This window comes from Microcoleus sp. Pol11C2, from assembly GCF_036701505.1.
Lineage (GTDB): Bacteria > Cyanobacteriota > Cyanobacteriia > Cyanobacteriales > Microcoleaceae > Microcoleus.
In genome coordinates this window covers 1-4,862 of the sequence record NZ_JAUBQX010000020.1, presented here as the reverse complement: position 1 = coordinate 4,862, position 4,862 = coordinate 1, and the positions used below count along the sequence as shown (strand labels likewise).

Annotated in this window: 1 protein-coding gene; it reads left to right on the top strand. The window is 49.1% G+C overall.

Features of this window, described 5'->3' with window-relative positions:
• Positions 1–4,862 (top strand): Ig-like domain-containing protein (locus QUA42_RS13705; RefSeq protein WP_333137742.1); only part of this gene is annotated, 4,862 nt, incomplete at both ends.

Below are 4,862 nucleotides of genomic sequence, written 5' to 3'. Positions count from 1 at the left end.
GATAACTCAGTTGTCGAAACTGTGAATGTGAGTTCCACAAATGTCACCGTTAGCGGTAGTAGCGTCACAGTTAATCCTACGGCAGATTTAGCGCAAGGTACTGGTTACTACGTTGAAATTGCCAACGGTGCGATTAAAGACTTAGCTGGTAATAATTATGCCGGCACTACAGGCGCAACTGCTTGGAATTTCACCACTGCTGACACCACAGCGCCCACCGCCACCTCTTTCACCCCGATTGATAATGCCACCAGCGTGGCTGTGGGTGCTAATTTAGTCGTGCAATTGAGTGAAGCTGTCCAAAAAGGCACTGGCAATCTGGTTATCAAGAAAGTATCGGATAACTCAGTTGTCGAAACTGTGAATGTGAGTTCCACAAATGTCACCGTTAGCGGTAGTAGCGTCACAGTTAATCCCACGGCAGATTTAGCGCAAGGTACTGGTTACTACGTTGAAATTGCCAACGGTGCGATTAAAGACTTAGCTGGTAATAATTATGCCGGCACTACAGGCGCAACTGCTTGGAATTTCACCACTGCTGACACCACAGCCCCCGCGCTCGCCAATATTACGTCAACCTTGGCAGATGGCAAGTATGGTGTGGGTAAAGTTATCCCCATCGGCGTCACTTTCAATGAACCGGTCAACGTTACGGGAACGCCCCAATTGACGTTAAATAGCGGCGGCAAAGCCACTTATGCTTCTGGCAGCGGCAGCAATGCCCTCACATTTAACTACACCGTCGCGACGGGTCAGAACGCCCCAGACTTGGACTATGCTTCTACTACAGCTTTATCGTTAAACGGTGGCCGGATTCAAGACGCGGCTCTCAATAACGCGATTTTGACTTTACCCGTTCCTGGTGCCCCCAAATCCTTGGGAGCCAATAAAGCGATCGTTATTAACACGCAGCCTCCTGATATCAGCGTTCTTGATTTGGGCTTCAACAAGCTGCAAGAGTCCCTCACCAGCAATCTGGCGGCTCAACTGCCAGTGGTGGGCGATAAACTCAAAGCCATTGCCCCTGATTTTCTAAACAGTATTAAGAACAGGCTAATCACCGACCTGAAAGCAGCGCCGAGCTGGGATCAGGTGAAGTTTCAAGACACTATCAAGACTTCCCTTGGCAAAGACTTCCCCAACCTGAAAATTACAAGCTCACTTGGGGCAAACGGAGAAGCCAAAGTTATCGTGAACCTGAGCAAAGAGTACACTAAAACGCTAGGACTGAATGGGGATTTGGGACTACCGGCGCTGGGATTGAATACTCAGGGCGATGCCAACGCCAAATTCAAGTACGACTTTTCCTTGGGATTAGGTTTGAATCAGGATGGCTTTTTCTTCGATACAACGAATACAAAGCTTGCCCTCAACGCTGAAGTCGGCTTAGCCAATAATTTTACGGGTAAGGCCAATCTAGGTTTCTTGCAAGTGGATCTAGCGAACAACGGTACTAACCCCACTAAAATTACCGGTGACTTTAAGGCATCTCTGAAAGATTTAACTACTGCTCAAGGAGGGATAAATGACGGGCGACTGACCTACACTGAACTGAGCAAAGGCAACTATAAACTCTCGGACTTGATTGGTACGAGTTTAGACACCAAAGCCAACCTCGGCCTGAGCGCAAAAACCAGCGTTAATGGCAGTGCTGCTATTCCGTCGTTCAACTTTGACCTCAACGCAGGTTTTTCGCCGCTTTCGTATAAGGACGGGAAAGGGAGTGGGCCCCAAAAACCCACGCTGGCATTCAATAATATGCAGCTCGACTTGGGTAGTTTTGTCACTGGCTTTGCCAAACCAATTATCACGACGATCGATAAGGTTATCACCCCTGTTCGTCCCCTGATCAATGTTTTGAACAGCGATATTAAGTTTTTGTCGGATATCAGTAGCATCCGCGACTATCTCGATCAAAACAAAGATGGCAAAGTCACTCTGCTCGAAACTGGTATGGCGCTAACTGGCACGAAAGTCAATGGTAGCTTCTTGACGGCAGTGGACGCAGTTGGCAAAGCGAGTCAGTTGATCGGGGAACTGGCAGCCCAAGATGGCAATATTAAAATCGATCTGGGTGACTATGAAGTAGGTTTTGATGCTACCGATCCCAAGGCCGATCCCTCAAAAGCAACTAAGAAAAGCACCAAGACGCTAGGTTCGCCTACCGATCAAGCGAAATCGAAGTCTAAAGGCAAGGTGACAGAGTTTTTATCAACCTTGCAAAATATGCCTGGGTTGCAATTCCCAATCTTAACCAACCCCGGCACAGTGGTTGATTTACTGCTGGGTAAACCAGATGTGACGCTGTTTGCCTACAAAATGCCGGAATTGGATTTCAGCTTCAACATGGATCGCACTTTTCCGATCTATGGCTTTGCAGGAATCGGTCTGAACGGCAATCTGAAAGGCAACTTTAGTGCTAAAACCAATTTTGGTTTCGGCTTTGACACCAATGGGCTAAATCAGTGGAAAAAGGCAGGATTTTCTGTCTCAGATGCCTATAAAGTTCTGGATGGCTTCTATGTGAGCGATCGCCAAAATGCCGACGGTACGGGGCCGGATGTCCAGGAAGTCAAACTTAATGCCGATATCAGTCTAACTGGTTCACTTGATGCTGTTCTGGCCAAGGCATACGTCACAGGGCGACTGACCGGGAACGCCAAAGCTGACCTGATCGATGTGGGTGAAGAAAATGGCACCAGCGATGGCAAAATTCGGGGTTCGGAAATTATTTCTCGGATTAGCAAGCCTCTGGATATGATTGCGGTGAAGGGAGAAATCAATGCTTCATTGGATGCTGGGTTTGATTACCTGCGACCGGGGTTTGAGAAGAGGTACTACACTATTGATTTAGGGTGGTTTGGTGGTAAGCAAAGCGTCCCCTATTGGGTACCCAGCATAAGTCGTGAAAATGTCTGGCGGCAAAACTTTGGCACCTACAATCTGGCTAATTTTGGTGTGGGTGCTACCTGGAAAAGCCGCGCGATCGATGGCTATATATCGGGTGGACTCGTGTTTTTAGATGCCAACTTTAATGGTATCAAGGATGAAGACGAGCCAGTCAGCGTTACCAATCCTGATGGGAGTTTCGATCTGCAGGTCGATGTTGCCCAATTCGACACCAATAAGAACGGTCGAATCGAGCCGAGTGAAGGCAAGATTGTTCTGATGGAGGGGAACGATATCGCAACATATTTGCCTCTGGTTACGCCGCTTACTTCTACTCCAGATTCCACCGTGATCACGCCTCTAACCACGGTTATTGCTGATTTGGCTAGCAAAGGGATTGACCCTGAAACTGCTGAAACTCAGGTGAAATCGGCTCTGGGGCTGCCGGCTGATGTTGATTTGGGCAGCTACGACCCCCTAGAAGCGATCGCCAATGGCGACGCGAAGGGTGTGGCAGTGTTTGCCTCGATGATCATGGTGCAAAACACGATCGTCCAGACGGCGAAATTTATTGAAGGGGCTTCGGAAACACCGCTCACTCAACTCGGAAATGCCGCAGCAGCCGCGATCGCCGATACGCTTAAAGCCGGTACTCCAGTTGACTTGACCAAACTAGAGACAATTGGGGCGATTATACAGTCCGTGATCGCTGCTGCGGCCACTCAAGACAGCAATCTCAACACACAGCAGCTAGCCAGCGTCGCCTCGGCTGCTGCACAAATAATGGCCCTAGGCAATCAAATTGTTCAGGAACTCGCCACTAGCGGTCGCCCATTAAGTGAGATCGCTACGGAAATTACCAAATTGCAGGCAGTCTCAGTTGGTCAAATCGCAGTCGGACTGCCGGAATTGGCAGCGGGAACCAAGACGATCAAGCAGTTCCTCGCCGACAACACCAAGGAAGCGATCCAGAAGAAGATGGAGGAAGTAGCGGTTAATGACCCTACCGTTCGCCCCACCTTCGAGACAATCAATCCTGAAGATCTGCTCGTTCCTTTTGAACCTACCTCTGGGGAAATCGGCACCGAAATCGGCACCGAAACCCCAACAGGGATCGCTCCGACCCCACCGAGCGCTCCGACGCCATCGATCGCTCCCACCCTATCACTAACAGCCTCGGAAACACCAACACCATCGGAAACAGCCTCGGAAACACCGACACCATCGGAAACACCAACCCCCACGCCAACAACTAATAACCTCTCAGACGATGAGTGCATCTGCGACCAAATTACCTATCCCAACTTAAACCGACCCAACTCGGTTGAAAATACCATACTCGGCGCGTCTGGCATTCAGATAGGCACGGCCCAAAACGATGAATTACTAGGTAGCAATGCTGCCAACATATTCGAGGGCCAATCCGGGGATGACAACTTATACGGTGGTGCCGATAATGACATTATTAATGGCAACCAAGGTAATGACTTCATCGCCGGAGGCAAAGATGAAGATACTCTCTATGGAGATGAAGGTAACGACATCATCCTTGGCGAGTCTGGTAACGATTTAATCTTTGGAGGCAAAGGCAATGACTTCTTACATGGCCGCGAAGGTATTGACATCATTTATGGCAACAAAGATGATGACTTCATCGATGGTGGCAAGGATAATGACACGTTATATGGAGGCAAAGGTAACGACATCTTGCTTGGCAGTCAAGGTGATGACAATCTGTTTGGACAGCAGGGAAATGATACCATCTGCGGCGGTGAAGGCAATGACTTAATCAATGGTGACGAAGGAGCAGATATCCTGGGAGGGTGCGCCGGAAATGATACTCTGTTCGGAGGCGCAGAAAATGATACTCTCACGGGTGGGAAAGGATCCGATCTTCTTGATGGAGGCATGGGCAATGATAGTTTGATTGGCGGTAGTGGCAACGATATCTTTGCCTTAAAAGCCGGTCAAGG